Source organism: Allobosea sp. NPDC055332 (assembly GCF_053645455.1).
Genome location: NZ_JBSHMO010000007.1, coordinates 88,262 through 107,288, shown reverse-complemented (window position 1 = coordinate 107,288; position 19,027 = coordinate 88,262). Strand labels below are relative to the sequence as shown.

Annotated in this window: 20 protein-coding genes and 1 tRNA gene; 13 read left to right on the top strand and 8 right to left on the bottom strand. The window is 64.5% G+C overall.

Going from position 1 to position 19,027, the window contains the following annotated elements; all coding sequences use genetic code 11:
* The first annotated feature begins 118 nt into the window (after window positions 1-118).
* Window positions 119-1,801 (top strand): aspartate-alanine antiporter, encoded by a 1,683-nt coding sequence (gene aspT / locus ACWIGM_RS30685; protein WP_454029773.1) that lies wholly within the window; start codon window positions 119-121, stop codon window positions 1,799-1,801.
* A gap of 289 nt (window positions 1,802-2,090) precedes the next feature.
* Complete coding sequence (locus ACWIGM_RS30680) at window positions 2,091-3,794, top strand: adenylate cyclase (RefSeq protein ID WP_454029772.1); 1,704 nt, start codon at window positions 2,091-2,093, stop codon at window positions 3,792-3,794.
* 992 nt (window positions 3,795-4,786) lie between these two features.
* Here the strand turns inward: ACWIGM_RS30680 and ACWIGM_RS30675 are convergent.
* Together ACWIGM_RS30675 and ACWIGM_RS30670 are read right to left on the bottom strand one after the other, a co-directional pair.
* Complete coding sequence (locus tag ACWIGM_RS30675) at window positions 4,787-5,191, bottom strand: helix-turn-helix domain-containing protein (protein ID WP_454029771.1); 405 nt, start codon at window positions 5,189-5,191, stop codon at window positions 4,787-4,789.
* Window positions 5,192-5,417: 226 nt separating this feature from the next.
* A complete protein-coding gene (locus ACWIGM_RS30670) occupies window positions 5,418-6,338 on the bottom strand; it encodes a LysR family transcriptional regulator (protein ID WP_454029770.1) in 921 nt (306 codons plus the stop codon).
* A gap of 95 nt (window positions 6,339-6,433) precedes the next feature.
* Here ACWIGM_RS30670 and ACWIGM_RS30665 point away from each other — a divergent pair, with 95 nt between their 5' ends.
* The 3 genes from ACWIGM_RS30665 to ACWIGM_RS30655 all read left to right on the top strand — a co-directional run bounded on the left by ACWIGM_RS30665 (window position 6,434) and on the right by ACWIGM_RS30655 (window position 8,403).
* The gene (locus ACWIGM_RS30665) at window positions 6,434-7,036 is read left to right on the top strand and encodes an NAD(P)H-dependent oxidoreductase (protein ID WP_454029769.1); all 603 of its coding nucleotides are present in this window, start codon (window positions 6,434-6,436) and stop codon (window positions 7,034-7,036) included.
* A gap of 28 nt (window positions 7,037-7,064) precedes the next feature.
* On the top strand, window positions 7,065-8,069 hold the full coding sequence (locus ACWIGM_RS30660; protein ID WP_454029768.1) for an NADP-dependent oxidoreductase: 1,005 nt from the start codon (window positions 7,065-7,067) through the stop codon (window positions 8,067-8,069).
* Between the two features lie 118 nt (window positions 8,070-8,187).
* On the top strand, window positions 8,188-8,403 hold the full coding sequence (locus ACWIGM_RS30655; protein ID WP_454029767.1) for a DUF4287 domain-containing protein: 216 nt from the start codon (window positions 8,188-8,190) through the stop codon (window positions 8,401-8,403).
* 179 nt (window positions 8,404-8,582) lie between these two features.
* Here the strand turns inward: ACWIGM_RS30655 and ACWIGM_RS30650 are convergent.
* Window positions 8,583-8,669: transfer RNA gene (locus ACWIGM_RS30650), tRNA-Leu, on the bottom strand.
* 181 nt (window positions 8,670-8,850) lie between these two features.
* Between ACWIGM_RS30650 and ACWIGM_RS30645 the strand changes: the two genes are divergently transcribed.
* Entirely contained in the window at window positions 8,851-9,852 is a 1,002-nt protein-coding gene (locus ACWIGM_RS30645) for a complex I NDUFA9 subunit family protein (protein ID WP_454029766.1), read from the top strand.
* A 6-nt stretch (window positions 9,853-9,858) separates the two neighbouring features.
* On the opposite strand, the gene ACWIGM_RS30640 is transcribed toward ACWIGM_RS30645, so the two are convergent.
* On the bottom strand, window positions 9,859-10,848 hold the full coding sequence (locus ACWIGM_RS30640) for a quinone oxidoreductase family protein (RefSeq protein ID WP_454029765.1): 990 nt from the start codon (window positions 10,846-10,848) through the stop codon (window positions 9,859-9,861).
* A 103-nt stretch (window positions 10,849-10,951) separates the two neighbouring features.
* Here ACWIGM_RS30640 and ACWIGM_RS30635 point away from each other — a divergent pair, with 103 nt between their 5' ends.
* Window positions 10,952-11,338: a winged helix-turn-helix transcriptional regulator gene (locus ACWIGM_RS30635; RefSeq protein ID WP_454029764.1), complete on the top strand. Its 387-nt coding sequence runs from the start codon at window positions 10,952-10,954 to the stop codon at window positions 11,336-11,338.
* An 8-nt stretch (window positions 11,339-11,346) separates the two neighbouring features.
* Here ACWIGM_RS30635 and ACWIGM_RS30630 read toward each other — a convergent pair whose 3' ends face one another.
* Complete coding sequence (locus tag ACWIGM_RS30630) at window positions 11,347-12,342, bottom strand: 2-hydroxyacid dehydrogenase (RefSeq protein WP_454029763.1); 996 nt, start codon at window positions 12,340-12,342, stop codon at window positions 11,347-11,349.
* A 244-nt stretch (window positions 12,343-12,586) separates the two neighbouring features.
* Here ACWIGM_RS30630 and ACWIGM_RS30625 point away from each other — a divergent pair, with 244 nt between their 5' ends.
* Entirely contained in the window at window positions 12,587-13,123 is a 537-nt protein-coding gene (locus ACWIGM_RS30625; RefSeq protein ID WP_454029762.1) for an SH3 domain-containing protein, read from the top strand.
* Window positions 13,124-13,174: 51 nt separating this feature from the next.
* Here the strand turns inward: ACWIGM_RS30625 and irrA are convergent, their stop codons facing one another.
* Window positions 13,175-13,636, bottom strand: coding sequence for an iron response transcriptional regulator IrrA (gene irrA, locus ACWIGM_RS30620; RefSeq protein WP_454029761.1), 462 nt, complete (start codon window positions 13,634-13,636; stop codon window positions 13,175-13,177).
* Window positions 13,637-13,893: 257 nt separating this feature from the next.
* Between irrA and fabA the strand changes: the two genes are divergently transcribed.
* From fabA to ACWIGM_RS30595, 5 genes are all read left to right on the top strand, one after another.
* On the top strand, window positions 13,894-14,406 hold the full coding sequence (gene fabA / locus ACWIGM_RS30615) for a 3-hydroxyacyl-[acyl-carrier-protein] dehydratase FabA (protein WP_454029760.1): 513 nt from the start codon (window positions 13,894-13,896) through the stop codon (window positions 14,404-14,406).
* Window positions 14,407-14,523: 117 nt separating this feature from the next.
* On the top strand, window positions 14,524-15,750 hold the full coding sequence (fabB, locus tag ACWIGM_RS30610; RefSeq protein WP_454029759.1) for a beta-ketoacyl-ACP synthase I: 1,227 nt from the start codon (window positions 14,524-14,526) through the stop codon (window positions 15,748-15,750).
* Between the two features lie 11 nt (window positions 15,751-15,761).
* Window positions 15,762-16,034 carry a DUF3303 domain-containing protein gene (locus ACWIGM_RS30605; RefSeq protein ID WP_454029758.1) on the top strand — a complete coding sequence of 91 codons (273 nt, stop codon included), beginning with the start codon at window positions 15,762-15,764 and terminating at the stop codon, window positions 16,032-16,034.
* A 108-nt stretch (window positions 16,035-16,142) separates the two neighbouring features.
* Window positions 16,143-16,976, top strand: coding sequence for an enoyl-ACP reductase FabI (fabI, locus tag ACWIGM_RS30600; protein WP_454029757.1), 834 nt, complete (start codon window positions 16,143-16,145; stop codon window positions 16,974-16,976).
* 104 nt (window positions 16,977-17,080) lie between these two features.
* On the top strand, window positions 17,081-17,326 hold the full coding sequence (locus tag ACWIGM_RS30595; RefSeq protein WP_454029756.1) for a DUF2188 domain-containing protein: 246 nt from the start codon (window positions 17,081-17,083) through the stop codon (window positions 17,324-17,326).
* A gap of 9 nt (window positions 17,327-17,335) precedes the next feature.
* Here ACWIGM_RS30595 and ACWIGM_RS30590 read toward each other — a convergent pair whose 3' ends face one another.
* Together ACWIGM_RS30590 and ACWIGM_RS30585 are read right to left on the bottom strand one after the other, a co-directional pair.
* On the bottom strand, window positions 17,336-17,701 hold the full coding sequence (locus ACWIGM_RS30590) for a hypothetical protein (protein ID WP_454029755.1): 366 nt from the start codon (window positions 17,699-17,701) through the stop codon (window positions 17,336-17,338).
* Between the two features lie 54 nt (window positions 17,702-17,755).
* Window positions 17,756-18,949: an O-succinylhomoserine sulfhydrylase gene (locus ACWIGM_RS30585; protein WP_454029754.1), complete on the bottom strand. Its 1,194-nt coding sequence runs from the start codon at window positions 18,947-18,949 to the stop codon at window positions 17,756-17,758.
* Window positions 18,950-19,027: the final 78 nt, after the last annotated feature.

The window sequence follows — 19,027 nt, the reverse complement described above, 5'->3', positions numbered from 1 at the left end:
CCTGCAAAGCCGTCGAAGGCGCGTGGACCGGGGCGGATCAGCGGCGGAGCCGCCCCGGCAACGATAGAGGCAGGACCGGCTCCGGTCCGGGGTTCGCCCGCTTCATTGCGAGGGGCCAATGAGCTACGTCGCCTACGCGCTCCGTGAAAGCCCCGATCTCGCAATCTTCCTGACCGTGGCTCTCGGTTTTCTGATCGGGCGGTTGAAATTTGGCAGCTTCAGCCTCGGCATCGTCGTCGGCTGTCTGCTCGCCGGCGTCCTGATCGGGCAGCTCGACATCAAGGTTTCACCACTGGTCAAGGCGGTCTTCTTCGATCTCTTCCTGTTCACCACCGGATACAAGGTCGGCCCGCAATTCTTCCGTGCTCTGAAGCGGGACGCCCTTCCACAAGTGGCGCTCACCGTGGTTCTGTGCGTGTCCTGCCTGTTGACGGCGCTGCTGTTCGCAAAGCTGCTCAGCTACGACATCGGCACAGCCGCCGGCCTGCTTGCCGGAGCATTCTCTGAATCGACGGTGATCGGCACGGCCGGCGAAGCGATCCAGCGCCTTCCCTTGCCGGAGGCGGAGCGAGCAGCGCTCATCAACAATATCCCGGTGGCCTATGCCGTGACCTATCTCGTCGGCACGGCTTCGCTGGTTTGGTTCCTTCCCAAGATCGGCCCCAAGCTGATGGGCGTCGACTTGAAGAAGATCGCCGCCATGCGCTCGCAGTCGACGGCGGCGGCGGCCGAAGCGGAGGGCGTGGTCTCGGCCGCAAGGGTTTTCGATGTCCGGGCCTATCGCATTGCCAATAGCGAGCTCTTCGGGCGAACGGTCGCCGAGCTGGAGGCAATGCCCAAGGCAGGGCGCGCCTATATCCTGCGCATCCGTCGCGGAGAGGCGCTGCTGGAGCCGTCCGCCGACCTCGCCCTTCGCCAGGACGACATCATCGCGGTGATGGCACGGCAGGAAATCCACACCGAGCGTGGCGACGCGATCGGCATTGAGGTCAGCGACCCGGCTCTCCTCGATATGCCGATCGAGTCACTCGACGTGGTCCTGAGCAACCGAGCGCTCGACGGGCGATCGCTGGCCGAGTTGGCGAAGGAGCAATTCGCCCGCGGCGTCTTTCTGTCGCGATTGATGCGCTCAGGCGTCGACATGCCGATCGGCGCCGAGAGCAGGATCAATCGCGGCGACGTGCTGTCGATCGTCGGGCCGCTGCCTAGCGTCGAGCGGGCTGCAGCCGAACTGGGTTATCCGGACCGCCGGACCTCTGCGACCGACATGGTCTTCGTCGGCTTCGGCATCTTTCTCGGCGGGCTCGTCGGCCTGTTGACCGTCGTCGTCGGCAGCGTGCCGCTGACGCTGACCACCAGTGGTGGCGCCCTGATCATGGGCCTCGTCTTCGGCTGGCTGAGGTCGGCCTACCCGTTCTTTGGCCGCATTCCCGAGCCGGCAATCTGGATCTTCGATACGCTCGGGCTGTGCATGTTCATCGGCATCGTCGGCCTGAGCGCTGGCCCGAGTTTCGTATCGGGGTTGAGCACGACCGGGCTCAGCCTCGTCGCGGTCGGCTTGGTGTCCGCGCTGCTGCCACACACGATCGGCATCCTGTTCGGCCGCTATGTCCTGAAGATGGACCCGCTCATCGTCTTGGGCGCTTGCGCCGGGGCTGGCACGATCACCGCCGCGCTCCGGGCGGTTCAGGACGAGGCGCAGAGCAATATTCCGGCGCTCGGCTATACGGTTCCCTATGCGATCGGTAATATCCTGCTGACAGCTTGGGGGCCGGTTCTCGTGGCTCTGATGTCGATCTGACCGAAGCGGTCACGGATCCGCGAATGCGAGCGGGCAATCACGGTCGAATCTTTGATATCGATCAATGCTCGAATGTTGACGATCGTTCATATTCGCCGGCAGCCAAATTGCCTAGAATTGCGCCTCCGGCGCGGACTAATCCTATTGCTCACCCGAATTAGTTAAAATACTTGGATATTTTAGTGAGATCTTATGGTTGCCTAGGTTTTGAGCCAGAAATACTATCCCCCTCATATGAGGGTACAACGTCATGAGAGCCCCTGGAGCGCACCGCGGCGATCATGACGGCGTGGACGCCGACGCGGTTCGAAAGCAGGTCGAGCGGATCTTGAAGAGCGAGGATTTCGCGGCCACAGGGCGGCTGCGGAATTTTCTGACCTTTGTCGTTGAAGAAACCTTGGCCGGGCGAGGCAATCGCCTCAAGGCATACGCGATCGCCAGGGAGGTGTTCGGCCGCGGCGATAATTTCGACACGATGAACGATCCGGTGGTGCGTATCGAAGCGGGGCGCCTCCGCCGCGCCTTGGAGCGATATTACCTGCTGTCCGGCCGCGAAGACCCGATCCGGATCGATATCCCCAAGGGCACGTATATTCCCACGCTGCAATGGACCGGCCGCGAGCTCTCGGTTGAGGCTGACGTTGATCCTGAGGGCATGCCGGCCCCGCCGACACAGACGTTCTGGGCGCGACACTGGCGCATCGGTCAATTTGCGGTCGTCCTGTCGACTGTGTTGCTGCTCATCCTGGCCGTGGTTGGAGGTCGGACTGGCTTGCCGAAGAGGCTTCCCAGCCCGGAAATCACGATAGAGGTTCTCCCGTTTGCAAACCTGTCCGGAGCACCAGGAGCGCTCTATACATCCGGAATCTCCGACGAGTTGCTCACCCAGTTGGCGCGGTTCAGAGATCTGAAGGTCGTCGGAGGCCTTCCGAACGCTCCGGGCCAGGGGGCGAGTGCCACTGATCTGGCGGCAGGCCCTCGGTATCTGCTCGCAGGCGGGGTTCGCGTCGCGGGCGAGCAACTACGCGTCTCAGCCAGGCTGATCGACCGGCAAAGCTGGAGGATCGTCTGGAGCCAGATCTACGACCGAACCTTGAGGGGAGCAGGAAGCTTCGAGATCGAGGCTGACATTGCAGCGAAGGTGGCGGCAGCGGTCGCGCAGCCTTATGGCGCGATCTTCGCGCCCGCTTCGCAGAACGCTTTGACGCAAACCGCGGGGAATGCGGAGGCCTATCTGTGTGTCCTGCGCTTCTATCATTATCGCAAAGTGCTCGACCGCGAGGAGCACGCCGCAACGCGCGATTGCCTGGAAAGGACGGTCGCCGACTACCCCGCCTATTCGACTGGCTGGGCCATGCTGGCGTATCTGTATCTGGACGAGGATCGTTTCGACCTCAATAGACGCGGGCCGTCGCCGGCTGGAACGGATCGCGCGCGCCAGGCCGCGGAGCGCGCGGTCGAGTTGGATGGCACCAACGCCCGAGCGCTCCAGGCACTCATGACAGTGCTGTTCTTCAGCCGGATGCCGGACGCTGCCCTCGAGATCGGCGCGAAAGCGCTGGCACTCAACCCGAACGATACCGAGATACTGGCCGAATTCGGCAGCCGGATTGCTCAGGCTGGCGCTTGGAAACGTGGCGCTGCGATGATGGAAGACGCTTTGGCGAGGAACCCGAGCCAGGCAAGCTATTACATGGGACTTGTCGCCCTTGCATACTACATGATGGGAAACGATCAGCTTGCCGTTGAATGGATCAAGCGAGCAGATCTTCCGCGTTTTTCATTCTATCATTTCGTTGGCGCCATCATTTTCGCTCGGGCCGGCTTGGAAAAAGAGCGCGCTGAGAGCGTCGATCAGTTCCTGAAGATGAGGCCGCGATTCTTCGACAATTTCGCGGCCGAGTTGGCGATGCGGAATTTTACCGCCAGTGACCGAGAGAAACTGACCGAAGCGGCGCGGCGAGCAGGGTTCCCGGTCGGGAAAAGCAACTGAGCGCGTCCGCCCGACACGTTGGATTGTCTGGTTCGGCGAAAGGTCGAGGAGGCGACATTCGCGACTTTGGCGGATGGCTGCCTCAACGGCGCCCAGCGCGATTGACCGGGCCGCCGCGGTTCATCGGGGTGCCCGGCCGCACGCCGACGCCTGGTGCGCCAACACCGGGCGTGGCCACGGCGCGGGCGACCGGCCGGGGGCGCAGGACAACGCCAGGTGTTGCAATACAGCCAACCGGGTAGTTGATGTACTGACAGTAGACTACGGCGCGAACCTCGCCGGCGCCTCCCATGACCAAGCCAATCAGCGCCGCCAACAGAGTGATCGAGAGCCTCATGCGTGCCTCCATCGATCGAGGTGTTATGAGCTTCAGGCGTTGATCCGGAGTCTTCTGCCGCGTCGCTTCAGATTGGCGGGTGGGTCAAGGACTCTGCCGTCGTAAGCTGTTACCAAAAAAATCGGTTTGTTGAGGCGGGCGCCGAACGCTTTCCTGCATGTATCCTGGGCCGTTGGAACTCTGCACCGCACCATCCCGTGGGACACAGGCTGTGGTCAGGATCGTGAAGAGCAGCACAATGAGGCAGTTCCGGATCACATGACCTCCGCAGGCCGGCGCGTCCGCGCGCGAAGCAATGATTTTCCGGTTCGGTTCCCGGAATTGCCTATAGGCTCCCGGTCAGAAACCGATTCCTATTGACCTTTGGGACAGGTTACTGCCGCGGCATTGCCGATACCGCTTCTGCCAGCGGGAGCACCGGATAGCTCCAAACTATGTCCGCGCTGACAGCGCCCGCGATACGTTGCTGGGCGTGAATGTCGCTCCACCTTCATTCCGCACCTGGGCGAACGGCCTCTGCCTAAACGGGCCGGATCCGTGTTCGGTAAAGGTGGCCCAGGCCCCCGCAACCAGATACCCGAACGACATAACCAAAAAGTCCGCAGAGATTAGTCTCGGCGGCCTTTCGACGTTCAAGCCCGTGGGGACGCGCAACTCAACCCTTGGCTTCATCCCTCGCGAAAAGTTCGGTCAGATGTGTCACAGCTTCAAGTTTGTCGAGATCTGAAATGATGGCAGCCGCCTGGCTCAATCGGGAACGCAATGCTTCCGCTGATTGCGGAGCGTAGCGTATCTGCTCCGCGTCAGACAGTCCGGAGGCTGCGATCTTCGTGACCATGCCTTCGTAGAAATAGGCTATTGGCACTGAGAGCGGCTCGAGAAGCTTTACCAGTACGCCTGCGCTGATCCGACTCTTGCCGTCTTCGTATCGGCCGAACTGCTGATAGCTGACTTCAATGCGATCCGCGAGCTCACCTTGGCTGAGCCGCAGTTCCTTGCGTCGCTGCCTAATTCGCTTTCCGATCTCCCGGTCAATGAGGTCGAGTCGCCCGCGTGGCATGGCGCCATTCCTTCTGAGCTATCAATCATAGCGTGCATCATCAGAAGAATGCCCGTCAAGGTGCGGGGCGCAAAGGCAGGCAGCTGGAACGATGCCTGACTAGCTGTGCTGGCAACTGGCTTGCTCGCACGCTGAAGCTGAGCTGATCCTGAGATTTGCGGAACCGGCTGCGGCCGCCAGAGCGTCCGAACAGAGCTATCCCGGCATTGCGACGGGCCTTCGCGCTTTAGCGGGGCGTCGATGACTCGGGCGCAAGTTTCGCGCGCTTCGCCACCTCCCGGATGATCCGGCCAAGTTCGAGCGCGCCGGGGCCGGCCCCGTCCGGGTCCGGATAGACGAGGTAGAGCGCGCCGCTTCGTTCGGCGCCGGTCTGCAGCGGCAAGGGCTTGAGCTGGCCGGAGCGCAGCTCCTCACGTATCCAGTCTTCGGGATACCAGGCGAAACCCATCCCCATGCAGGCGGCGTGGATCGACGTCGCCTTGTTGCTCATGGTCAGGCGCCGTTCGGCCACCTCCCAGACACTGGGCCTCACGCGCCTCGAACCGCTGTCCCGAATGACGAGGTGCCGGTGTCCCGCGAGGTCCTGAATCGCCAGTGGCCGCTGCAGCTGGTGCAGCGGGTGGGAAGGGGCGGCGGCACAGATGGCGCGATAGCTCAGCAGGACATCGCCGGTATGTCCCGCCGGCAGATTGTCGGCGCAGATGGCCAGGTCGACGGCGCCGGCCTGCAGCAACTCGTCGGTCCCGCCCATCACCGTCTCGTAGAGCTCGATCCGGGTTTCAGGATAGGTCTCGGCGAACCTGTCCAGGCATTGCAGAATGAGCCAGGTCGGGAAGAGGGCCTCGACTGCGAGACTGAGCATCTGCTCGCGCCCTTTGGCGAGATTGTGAGCTGCACGCTCGAGCCGCGTCGCCTCGTCGACCAGGGCCTTGCCGCGCCGATACAGAATCTTGCCGTCCAGGGTCAGTGAAGCCTTACGCCCCTCGATCCGGAAGACCGCCAGGCCAAGCTGTTCTTCGATCTGGCGCACGGCGTAGCTGACCGTCGATTGCGATTTGTTCAGCGCTGCCGCGGCTTGCGAGAAGCCGCCGGCTTCCACGACGCTCACGAAGGCCCGCCATTGGTCGAGTGAGATACGGGGTGACATTGATCGATTGCATCGATTAATAGGGGCGAAAAATCGAACTTTTATATCGATCAAAGCGATGGCTGAATAGCCCCATCGAAATCGAGGGGCAGGCCATGAAAGTCCTGATTGTCACAGCCGAGCCGCGCGGCAAGTCTTTTGCGACGAGGTTGGCGGAGCGCTATGTCGACGGTCTGGCGAGCTGCCGGCAGGTCGAGGTGGAATGGTTGGACCTGCTGACGGTGGGCTTCGATCCTCGCCTGCAGGCGGCTGATCTGGCGCTCTATCACGGCGCCGGTCCGGTTCCGGACGATGTCCGGATCGAGCAGCAGCGCATCGAAGCGGCCGATGCCGTGATCCTGGCCTTCCCGGTCTACTGGTGGTCGTTTCCGGCGGTACTGAAAGGGTGGATCGATCGGGTCTTCACCAAGGGCTGGGCCTTCGATTCGAAAGCTGCGCCCAAGCCGCTCGCCGGGAAGATCGTGCGCCTGATCGCCACCGGCGGCGCAGGGCCGCGCGCCTATGACAAGCACGGCCATCGCGCCGCGATCACCGCTCAGATCGAGCATGGAGTGTTCCATTTCAGCGGTATCGACGATGTCGCGACACATCTCTTCCTCGATGTCGAGAGCGGTGATCCCGCAGCCCGTGAGGCCGATCTCGCCGCAGCGTTCGCGCTTGGCGCCTCGCTTTACTGCCGCGCGTCCATCGCGGCTTGATTCTCCTCCAACCCAAAGGTCGAAGACGATGCATACCCGTAGCCGTGAGATTCACCTGAAGAGCCGCCCGTCCGGCGTGCCGACGCGCGATGCCTTTGCTTTCGTCGAAACCGCGCTGCCCGCGCCAGCGGCAGGCCAGGTCCTGGTGCGGAACACCTGGATGTCGGTCGATCCCTATATGCGCGGTCGCATGGTCGACCGCAAAAGTTACATCGCGCCGTTCCAGCTCGATGCAGTTCTGGAGGGCGCCGCGGTTGGCGTGGTCGAGCAAAGCGCCGATCCCGCCCTCGCGGTCGGCGACCAGGTCGTCCACTTTGCCGGCTGGCGTGAGCGCGTCGTGCTGGATGCACGGTTCGCGACGAAGATCACCACCGACGGCATCGCGCCGCAGACCTATCTCGGCGCGCTCGGCTTCCCCGGCCTCACCGCCTATGTCGGGCTCGTCCGGATCGCCGAGGCCAGGGCGGGCGAGACGATCTTCGTCTCGGCGGCGAGCGGTGCGGTCGGCAGCATCGTCGCGCAGATCGCAAAGTTGCTCGGCTTGCGCGTAGTCGCCTCTGTCGGGTCGCACGACAAGGCCGACTGGCTGCTGAACGAGGTCGGCGTCGACGCGGTCATCAATTATCGCGAGGTGCCGGATCTGACCGCCGCTCTGTCGCAGGCCGCGCCCGAAGGCATCGACATCTATTTCGACAATGTCGGCGGCGATCATCTGGAGGCAGCGCTGGCGGTGGCCAATGATCACGCTCGCTTCGTCCTTTGCGGCATGATAGCCGGCTACAATCAGGAGGGTGGGGCAAAAGGGCCGGCGAATGTCTTTCTGGCGATCGAGAAGCGTATCCGTCTGCAGGGCCTGATCGCCTCCGACCATGTCGATGCCTTCCCCGAGCTGATCGCGATGGTCGGCGGCTGGATCAGGGAAGGGAAGATCAAGCTCCGCGAGACCGTCTATGAAGGCCTGGACAGCGCGCCCGACGCCTTCATCGGTCTGTTCAAGGGCGCCAACACAGGCAAGATGCTGGTCAAGCTCTAGAGCCGAATTCTCATAGGAGCCGCGCCGAAAGGCGCGGCTATGCCGTGGTCCGGCGAGATCGCTGACAAGAACCGTTATGGACCTGGCCGGCTGTTGCCAGGGGGATAGGAGAACTCAGATGACTGTCGAAAAGACAAAAGGACCGGCTTCCTATTTCCCTTCGATCGAGAAGACCTATGGACAGCCGATCAGCCACTGGCTCACGCTCCTCGCCGCATTAGGCGACAGGAAGCATGGGGAGATGATCGCCGTGCTGAAGTCGGAGCATGGGATGGGGCATGGGCACGCCAACGCCCTGGTGGCCTATCATCGGGCCAAGGGCATCGGCGGCTAGCCCTTCACATGAGGCGCTGCCGACCCGTTGGTGCGGGCTGCATGGGCAGTCGACGGGCTTTGGCGCGGCACGCACCATCGACCCGGCGATCGGGTCGCTTTGCCTTGGACGCCCATGAGGGCGATGCACGTCCTTGATATCAGCTAAGGTGCTGACAAACCACCACTCTGGTAGATGAGTGGTGCCCAGGAGAGGACTCGAACCTCCACGCCCTTGCGAGCGCCAGCACCTGAAGCTGGTGCGTCTACCAATTCCGCCACCTGGGCAACGGCGGTTCGTTTACGGGGGCCGAACGCAGCTGTCAACGGGCTAAGCCGGCTTTTCCAACAACGGCCCAAAAAGCCTTGCACGGGCGGCGTCGCGCCGCCTTCACAGCTGCACCGCGATGAACTAGGACAAGCCGACGGCCTTAGTTTTCAGCGCTTCCAAACGGAGCTTTGCGTCATCATGACGGTCCTGCCTCCCGCTTCGCAACTCGTCACGGTCTTCGGCGGCTCGGGTTTCCTCGGGCGCCATGTCGTGCGGGCGCTGGCGCGTCGCGGCTATCGTGTCCGCGCCGCAGTACGCCGTCCGGATCTCGCCGGCTTCCTGCAGCCGCTCGGTATCGTCGGTCAGGTCACCGCGGTGCAGGCCAATCTGCGCTATCCCGATTCGGTCGCAGCCGCCGTGCACGGCGCCGATGTGGTGATCAATCTCGTCGGCATCATGCGGGAGAAGGGCCGGCAGAACTTCTCCTCGGTGCAGGCGCAAGGCGCGCGCTCCGTGGCGCAGGCCTGCGCGAATCTCGGTGTCGAGCGGCTGATCCAGGTATCCGCGCTCGGCGCCGATGCCGATTCGAAATCGGCTTATGCCCGCGCGAAGGCGGAGGGCGAGGCGGCCGCCCATGCTCTGGTCAAGCAGGCGATCGTGTTTCGTCCCTCGGTGATGTTCGGACCGGAGGACACCTTCTTCAACCGTTTTGCCTCGCTGGTGCGCATGCTGCCGGTGCTGCCGCTCGCGGGAGCCGAGACCAAGTTCCAGCCGGTCTTCGTCGGCGATGTCGCCGAAGCAATCGCGCGCGCTGTCGACGGCAAGGTCGATGGCGGCAAGGTCTACGAGCTCGGCGGCCCCGAGACGAAGACCTTGCGGGGGCTGGTCGATTACGTCTGCGAGATCACCGGCCGCAAGCGCCTGATCGCGCCGATGCCGTTCGGCCTCGCCCGCCTGCAGGGCCAGATCCTTGAGATCGCCGACATGCTGACGCTCGGCCTGATGCCGAGCGAACTCGTCCTGACGCGCGACCAGGTCAGCCTGCTCGAGAGCGATAATGTCGTCTCGGCGACGGCCGAGAAGGAAGGCCGGACCCTGCACGGGCTCGGCATCGCCCCGGTCTCGGCCGAGGCCGAAGTGCCAGGCTATCTCTGGCGTTTCCGCAAGGCGGGCCAGTTCGCCACCGCCCGCGCCAGCTGAGCGGCTTCAGGGCACCAGCACCAGCTTGCCGGCCGTGCGCCGGCTTTCCAGCGCCGCATGGGCTGCACCCGCCTGTGCCAGCGGGAAGCTTTCGCCGGGCAGCAGCCTGAGTTCGCCGGAAATCGCGAGCCTGAACAGTTCGCCGAGCTCGCTTGCGAGGCGTTCGGGCGCCAGATGCGGCAGCAGCGAGAAGCCGGCGATCGTGCGGTTGCCGAAGATCAGCGTCTTCAGCGCCTCGGCATCCGGCCGGAAGTCGGCGAGCGAGAGCGGGCCGTAGAGCACGAGGCGGCCGAACGGCGCGAGCAAGGTAAGGCATTGCGCCGGGATGTCGCCGCCGGACGCATCGAAGATCAGGTCCGGGCCCGCGCCATCGGTCGCGGCACGAACCTGTTCCGGCCAGTCGGACTGCGTGTAGTCGACGCCGGCATCGGCGCCGAGCTCTTGCGCCAGGGTAAGCTTCTCGGCCGAGCTCGCCATGGCGACGACCCGCTTGGCGCCGCTACGCTTGGCCAGCTGGACCAGCAGGCTGCCAACGCCGCCGGCCGCGGCGCTGATCAGAACGTTCTTCCCCGCAACTGAATGGCTCCGCAGCAGGTGCAGCGCGGTCAGGCCCTGAACCTGCAGCGTCGCGGCTGCCGCGAAACTGATCTCGTCCGGCAGGCGCACGACGACATCTGCGTTGATCGCTACGTATTCGGCATAGCCGCCGCTCTGCACGCCGGCGACGTAAAGCGCAGCGGCGACGCGGTCTCCGACCGAGAATGTGGTGACGCCTTCGCCTAGGGCCGCGATGGTGCCGGCGATCTCGACGCCGGGACGGAAGGGCAGGGATGGCGTCACGACATAGCGATCCTGCCGCATCATCACCTCGAAGAAGTTGACGCCGACCGCGCCGACCGCGACCAGCACTTCGCTGGGCTTGGGCGACGGTGTCTCGACCTCGACGATCTCGAGCACGTCGGGGCCACCGAAGCGGCTGTACTGGATGGCTTTCATGGATAGGCCTCACGCGAAGGGGATGAGCGTGGGCTGCGTTCTGGGCTAGGATGCCGGGCGGTGACTACACACCGATTTGTTTGCAGCAGACCAAGAGGTGAGCATGGCCGATCCGATGAAGCGCCTGCCGATGCTGCCGGTCGAGCGGGCGCTCAAGGTGATCTCCGGTCGCTGGAAGGCCGTGATCCTCTACCAGCTCTTCGATGGCCCCAAGCGCCTGTCGGAGCTGCAGAGGCGCGTTCCCGCCATCACCCAGAAGGTGCTGATCCAGCAATTGCGCGAGATGGAGGAGCACGGCCTCGTCAGCCGCGAAATCCTGCCGCAGGTCCCGGCCCGCGTCGACTATGCGGCGACGCCGCTCGGCCAGAGCCTCGCCCCGGTGATCGCGACGCTCTGCGACTGGGGCCGCCGCCACGCCGCCGATCTCGGCGAACTCGATAGCTTGTCGGAATGCCGCTACCGGCCAGGCGAGCAGTCCGAGGCGGCCTGAGCCTGCCTTCAGAGCATGCTGGGCAGGACGCGGTCCGGCGGCTTGTGCCCGTCCATGAAGGTCTTGATGTTGACGATGACCTTCTCGCCCATGTCGGCGCGTCCTTCGTGCGTAGCCGAGCCCATATGCGGCAGCACGACGACGCGATGCTGACGGGCAAGCTTGAGCAGGCGTGGGTTGACGGCCGGCTCATGCTCGAACACGTCGAGGCCGGCGCCGGCGAGCTCGCCGGCTTCCAGCATGCGCGACAGCGCCGATTCGTCGACGATCTCGCCGCGTGCCGTGTTCACCAGGATGGCGTCGGGCTTCATCAGCTTGAGGCGGCGGGCCGAAAGCAGATGGTAGGTCGCCGGCGTATGCGGGCAGTTGACCGAGACGACGTCCATCCGCGCCAGCATCTGGTCGAGCGAATCCCAGTAGGTCGCATCGAGCGCCTCCTCGATGCGGGCGTCGAGCCGACGGCGGTTGTGATAGTGGATCGACAGGCCGAAGGCGGAGGCGCGCTTCGCCAGCGCCTGGCCGATCCGGCCCATGCCGACAATGCCGAGGCGCTTGCCAGTGATGCGGCGGCCGAGCATCCAGTTCGGCGACCAGCCGGCCCATTCGTCGTCGGTGATGATGCGGGCGCCCTCGGCGATGCGCCGGGCGACGGCGAGGATCAGCGCCATCGTCATGTCGGCGGTATCGTCGGTGAGCACGCCAGGTGTGTTGGTCACGGTGATACCACGCTGCACCGCGCTGGCGACATCGATATTGTCGACGCCGTTGCCGAAATTGGCGATCAGGCGCAATTGCTCGCCGGCCTGGGCGATCAGCCCGGCGTCGATCTTGTCGGTCACGGTCGGGACCAGCACGTCGGCGGTTTTCATCGCCTCGACCAGGGCGGCCTGGCTCATTGGCGCGTCGTCGAGGTTGAGCCTGGCGTCGAAAAGTTCGCGCATCCGCGTCTCGACCACGGCGGGCAGCTTGCGCGTGACCACGACCAGGGGCTTCTTCTTCGACATGGGCGGCTCCTTGAAGGCCCCTCAGACTCCGACATTGCCGGCCCAGCGCCAAGCCAGGCGCGACCAGTGGCCGCACTGTCTCCATTCCGCCTCAACCCCCCATTAACCGAGGCGCATCAGGAATTGAGTCGGACAGTTTCGACGATCGGCAGCCGCCTCGTTGTCTAGCAGCGTTGCGGCGGAACACAACCTGACCCTTTGGGGCGTATTGCGCTACGGGTGGGCAGGTCGAGGAGTGGGTTGGATGACGGTTAAGAGGACGCGGGGCCCGTTCGGCCTTCTGCTTGCAGCGGGTCTTGCCCTGCTGGCGACGCGGAGCGCGGCCCAGGAGGTCGCGAACGGCCCCGTCTCCGGCCTTCCGCTGCCGCGCTATGTCAGTCTGAAGTCGGACCGGGTCAATCTGCGCGAGGGGCCGTCGAAGGAGCATCGCACCAGCTGGGTGTTCCAGCGCGCCGGGCTCCCAGTCGAGATCACCGCCGAATTCGAGACCTGGCGGCGTGTGCGCGACGCCGACGGCACCGAAGGCTGGGTGCTGCACAGCCTGCTGTCGGGGCGTCGTACCGTCCTGGTCTCCCCCTGGTCGAAGAACAAGGGCGAGGCCTTCTCGCTGCGTGATTCGGCCAATGAAAGCGCGCCGGTGGTAGCGACCCTCGAGCCCGGCGTCATCGCCAATGTGCAATCCTGCCAGAATGCCTGGTGCCGGGTTACGGTCAGCAAGATTTCCGGCTACATCAAGCAGGATCGGCTCTGGGGCGTTTACCCCAATGAGACCGTGCAATAGCGCCGCGAGGCTCGGGGCGCCGGACAGTCAGGTCTGGCTGCGGGGAAGAGGTCAGTCGGCGGTCTTGCGCAGCCTGACGACGACGTCGACCCGGCTGATCTCGTAGCCGTCGGGCGGCGGCGGCAGTTCGGCGACATCGACCGCCGAGGCCGGGATATCGATGACCTTGTCCTCGCCATCGATCACGAAATGGTGGTGGTCGCTGTTGTCGGTGTCAAAGAAGGTCTTGGCGCCATCGATGGCGAGCTCGCGAAGCAGGCCGGCCTGCGTGAACTGGTGCAGCGTGTTGTAGACGGTCGCGAGCGAGACAGGCACACGCGCCTTCATCGCCTCTTCATAGAGCATTTCGGCACTGACATGCCGGTCACCCTTGGCGAAGAGCAGCCAGCCGAGCGAGACACGCTGACGCGTCGGCCGCAGGCCCACCCGGCGCAGCTTCTGGCGTACGTCGTGGAAGGGGCAGCCCTGCCGCGCGTCCGATCCGTAGCCCTGGTCCTGCGTCAGGCCGTCCATGCCGCGCGTCAACTCCCCACATCTTTCCCCTCAGCGGGAAAGAGCCAGCTTAGAGTCGATGTAAGGCTTTGATCACCTGGCCGCAAGCATCGGCGCATGTCGCGGCTTGCTTCGAGGGCTGTGACGCCGCCAGCTGGCTGATCATCCACGTCCGAGCCGATCCTGCGCCCTTTCGTTCCGCAGCGACACCGTGTTAGGCACGTTGCATCGGGAGTTGGCCGCGCGATGCGTGACGGCCGGAATGGAGTGAAGTTGGGATGGAGCGGCAATCGTCATTCAGCTACGAGGAGATCCTCGCTTGCGGGCGCGGTGAGCTCTTCGGGCCGGGCAATGCGCAGCTGCCGCTGCCGCCGATGCTGATGTTCGATCGCATTACGCAGATCGCGGAAGAGGGCGGCGAGCACGGCAAGGGCATGGTGCGCGCCGAACTCGATGTGCGTCCGGACCTCTGGTTCTTCGATTGCCATTTCAAGGGCGATCCGGTGATGCCGGGCTGCCTGGGCCTCGACGCGCTCTGGCAGCTCACCGGCTTTTTCCTCGGCTGGCTTGGTCTGCCCGGCCGCGGCCGGGCGCTCGGCGTCGGTGAGGTCAAGTTCGCCGACCAGGTGCTGCCCTCGGTCAAGCGGGTCGTCTACGGCGTCGATTTCAAACGCGTCTTCAAGTCGAAGCTGGTGCTCGGCATCGCCGATGGCTGGCTCGAGGCGGACGGGAAGCGTATCTATACGGTGACCGATATGCGCGTCGGCCTGTTCAAGCCCGAAGCGGCCTGAGCAAAATAGTCCCGACGCCTTGCCTTCGTTGCCCGCGCGGTCCATTTGCGCGGGTATCGATCTATCATAGGTCCGGGGTTGGCCTCCCGGCCTGTCACAAAGAGCCGGAGAAGCAGCATGAGACGCGTGGTGGTCACCGGGATGGGCATCGTCTCGTCCATCGGCAACAATACGCAGGAAGTGCTGGCCTCGTTGCGCGAGGCCAAATCCGGCATCTCCTATGCGTCGGACTTCGCCGAGCATGGCTTCCGCAGCCGCGTCGCGGGCGTGCCCTCGCTCGATCCTGCGACGGTGCTCGACCGCCGCGCCATGCGCTTCCATGGCGGTGGCTCGGCCTGGAACCAGGTCGCGATGGAGCAGGCCATCCGCGACGCCGGGCTGGAAGAAAAAGAAATCAGCCATGAGCGCACCGGCATCATCATGGGTTCGGGCGGCCCCTCGACGCGCGCGCTGATCGATGCCTACGACAAGGCGCGCGAGAGCGGCTCGTCCAAGAAGGTCGGCCCGTTCGCAGTGCCCAAGGGCATGTCCTCGACCGCTTCGGCCACGCTGGCGACCTGGTTCAAGATCAAGGGCGTCAACTATTCGATCTCCTCGGCCTGCGCGACCTCGAACCATTGCATCGGCAATGCCTATGAGCTGATCCAGTGGGGCAAGCAGGACGTGATCTTCGCCGGCGGCTGCGAGGAGCTCGACTGGACGCTCTCCGTGCTGTTCGACGGCATGGGGGCGATGTCTTCCGACTTCAACGAAACGCCCGCAGTCGCCTCGCGCGCCTATGATGCGCGCCGCGACGGCTTCGTCATCGCCGGCGGCGCTGGTGTCGTTGTGCTGGAGGAACTCGAGCACGCCAAGGCCCGCGGCGCCCGCATCTATGGCGAGGTCGTCGGCTACGGCGCGACCTCGGATGGCTACGACATGGTCGCCCCCTCCGGCGAGGGCGCGGTACGCTGCATGCGCATGGCGCTCGACGGCGTGAAAGCCAAGATCGACTACATCAACCCGCACGGCACCTCGACTCCGGTCGGCGACGCCAAGGAGATCGAGGCGATCCGCGAGGTCTTCGGTGCCGGCGAGAAGAGCCCGCCGATCTCGGCGACCAAGTCGCTGACCGGCCATTCGCTCGGCGCCACCGGCGTGCAGGAGGCGATCTATTCGCTGCTGATGCTCAACAACGACTTCGTCTGCGAGAGCGCCCATATCGAGGAACTCGACCCGGCCTTCGCCGACATGCCGATCGTGCGCAAGCGCATCGACAATGCCGGCCTCGGCTGCGTGCTCTCGAACTCATTCGGCTTCGGCGGCACCAACGCCACCATCGTGATGAAGCGCCTCGAAGCCTGAGGTAACCGGCCATGCTCTTCATGGTGATCGAGCATTTCGACCAGGCACGGGTGAAGGAGATCTACACCCGCTTCCACAAGCATGGCCGGATGATGCCGGAAGGCCTCACCTATATCGACAGCTGGATCTCGGCTGATTTCGCCCGCTGCTTCCAGGTGATGCAGTGCGACGACGTCACCAAGCTGCAGGAATGGGTGCTGGCCTGGGGCGATCTCGCCCGCTTCGAGATCGTGCCGCTGGCGAGCTCGAAGGATACGGCCGAGGCCGTGAGGAAGCATTTGTAGTGGCCACGGCGGCGCGCTTGCGCTTAATGGTTGACTGATCGTGCCAGCGGCACTGTAGCGTCCTTCCTCCGTTCCCTCCCGGTTCCTGAATCCGTTCGAGACAGGCATATGCTCCCCCTGATGCACAATAAGCGCGGCCTCGTCATGGGTGTCGCCAACCAGAACTCGATCGCCTGGGGCATTGCCCGGACCCTGCATGCGCATGGTGCCGAAATGGCCTTCACCTACCAGGGCGAGGCGCTCGGCAAGCGCGTCAAGCCGCTGGCCGAGAGCATCGGCTCGAAGCTGGTCATCCCCTGCGACGTCGAGGATGTCGGAACCGTCGATGCCGCCTTCGCGGCGATCGACGAGGCCTGGGGCGGCGATCCCGAGCGCAATACGCTCGACTTCCTGATCCACGCCATCGGCTTCTCCGACAAGAACGAGCTCAAGGGCCTCTATGCCGACACCAGCCGCGAGAATTTCTCGCGGACGATGGTGATCTCCTGCTTCTCCTTCACCGAGGCCGCCAAGCGCGCCGCGCAGCGCATGCCGCAGGGCGGCAGCATGATCACGCTGACCTATAGCGGCTCGAACCGTGTGATGCCGAACTACAATGTCATGGGCGTTGCCAAGGCGGCGCTGGAGGCGAGCATGCGCTATCTCGCCGCCGATTACGGGCCGAAGGGCATCCGCGTGAACGCGCTCTCGCCCGGGCCGGTGCGGACGCTTGCCGGAGCCGGCATCTCCGACGCCCGCGCCATGTACTCCTGGCAGCGCGCCAACTCGCCGCTGCGCAAATCGGTGACGCTGGAAGAGATCGGCGGCTCGGCGCTCTACTACCTCTCCGACCTCTCGGGCGGGGTAACCGGTGAGGTCCACCATATCGATGCCGGCTACCACATCACCCAGATGCCGGTGCTGGAGGGCCTGCGCGCCGCCGATACCGGCAACGGCGACTAAGTCGATCGAGCCCTTCCGCCGCTCGCGTGGCAGGGCTATCCTCCTCTCCGGTGGAACCTGGGGCGTGTGCCGTCGGTTCGATCAGTGAGCCATGGAGGACGCTCATGGTCACGGTGAAATACGAGATCGTCCAGCACGATGGCGGCTGGGCCTACAAGGTCGGCGACGCTCTTTCGGAAACCTTCCGCTCGCATGACTCGGCGCTGAAGGCGGCCAACAAGGCCGCCGCTCGTCAGAAGCGGCCTGGAGTCACCGATGGCATCGTCTACCAGGATGCCGACGGTGAATGGCACGAAGAGCTCGCCGATGGCCGTGACCGGCCGAACACGCGGATCGTCGACGGCGGCTGAGGCGGCGCCTCAGCGCTGTGTGAAGAAGGTCAGCAGCACCTTGCCCTTCTCGCCGAGCAGGCAGAGGAAGCGGCGCGGCTTGTCGGTCTTGTCGGTCTTCAGATAGGCCTCGCCCATGATGATGCGCGTCACCGGGGTATCCTCGACTTTGGTCTCCGCCACCGCGATCGTCAGCCCATCCTCGTCGATATAGATGTCCTTGATCTCGGGCTCGCGCGCCGTCAGCGCCGCCATCGCGGTCGACTTGCAGGCCGAGAGCTCGGGCGATGACGGTTTCTCCGGAGCGGCCGGAGAGGCGGGGGCGGCGTTCTGGGCGAGCGCCGGAGCAAGGAAAAGCGCGAGCAGCGCGGTCGTGCAGGCGATATGTCGAAGCATCTGAACCTCGGTTGTTGCCGAGGTTCAAACGCACGGTCGCAATTCTGGTTCAGATCAGGCGTCCAAAGCCTGCTTCAGATCGGCGATCAGGTCGTCGGCATGCTCCAGCCCGATCGAAAGACGGATCAGCCCGTCGCTGACGCCCATGCTGGCGCGCACCTCCGGCGTGAAGCGCTGATGCGTCGTCGTCGCCGGATGGACGATCAGGCTTTTGGCGTCGCCGAGATTGTTCGAGATGCGGATCAGCTTGAGCTTGTTGAGGAAGCGGAAAGCGCCATCCTTGCCGCCTGCGACCTCGAAGGCGATCAGCGTCGACGGGCCGCTCATCTGCTTGGCGATGATCTCAGCCTGCGGGTGCTCGGGATCGCCGATGAAGGCGACATGCGGCAGGTCCTTGCGGCCCTTCAGCCATTTGGCGACCGCGGTTGCGCTCTGCGCCTGTTGGCGGATGCGCAGGGGCAGCGTCTCCAGCGCCTTCAGCATCACCCAGGCGTTGAACGGCGACATGGCCGGGCCGGTCTGGCGCAGGAAGGTCTGGATTTCGCCCTCGATCAACTCCTTCGAGCCGAGCACGAGCCCGCCGAGACAGCGGCCCTGGCCATCGATGTGCTTGGTGGCGGAATAGGCGACGAGGTCGGCGCCGAGCTCGAGCGGACGCTGGAACAACGGTGTCGCGAAGACATTGTCGACGATCAATTTGGCGCCGGCTTCCTTGGCGATCGCGGCGACGGCGGCGATGTCGATCACCTCCAGCGTCGGATTCGCCGGGCTCTCCAGGAAGAACACTTTTGTGTTCGGCCGCACCGCGGCGCGCCAGGCGACAAGGTCGGTGCCGTCGACCAGGGTCGAGGCGACGCCATAACGCGGCAGATGATCCTCGACGATGTAGCGACAGGAGCCGAACAGGGCGCGCGCGGCGACGACATGGTCGCCGGCCCGAACCAGGCTCGACAGCGCCGCGGTGACGGCTGCCATGCCGGTCGCGGTGGCGCGGCAGGCTTCGGCGCCCTCGAAGGCGGCCATGCGCTGCTCCAGCATGGTGACGCTGGGATTGGAGAAGCGGGCGTACTGGAAGCCCGGATCCTTGTTGAGGAAGCGCGCCTCGCACTGCTCGGCGCTGTCATAGACATGGCCCTGGGTCAGGAACAGCGCTTCCGAGGTCTCGCCGAACTGCGAGCGCAGCGTGCCGGCATGGACCAGGCGGGTCTCAGGATGGAGCGCTGCTGTGTCTGCCGCTTCGATTGTCATGGTCTGTCGCCCAGTCCGTTCGATATAACGGACAGAGGGAATATCACCGTCGCTTGCGTTCGTAAAGGCGAACGAATT